Origin of the sequence: Vibrio sp. 10N.222.52.B7 (assembly GCF_041474275.1) — a bacterium.
GTDB classification, from domain to species: domain Bacteria; phylum Pseudomonadota; class Gammaproteobacteria; order Enterobacterales; family Vibrionaceae; genus Vibrio; species Vibrio crassostreae_C.
The window spans coordinates 1-211 of the sequence record NZ_JBFRTU010000077.1; the positions used below are offsets into that span (position 1 = coordinate 1).

The window sequence follows — 211 nt, forward strand, 5'->3', positions numbered from 1 at the left end:
CACCTAAGCCCAATGAAGTCGCAAGGCCAAACAGAGTAACCAGTACGGTTAGTACATCGATTACATCACCAGTTTTGCCCCACACACGCTCACCCAGAATTGGGTAAAACACAGAACGCATTGATAGCGGTAAGCCTTTGTTATAAACAAAGTACGCCAGACAAAGCGCCGTCATGCCATAGATAGCCCATGCATGAAAACCCCAGTGGAA

At 47.4% G+C, this 211-nt stretch carries 1 protein-coding gene; it reads right to left on the reverse strand.

What is annotated here, in order from left to right:
• A partial coding sequence (locus tag AB4512_RS18510) for a BCCT family transporter (RefSeq protein WP_372175319.1) occupies positions 1-211 on the reverse strand: 211 nt, incomplete at both ends.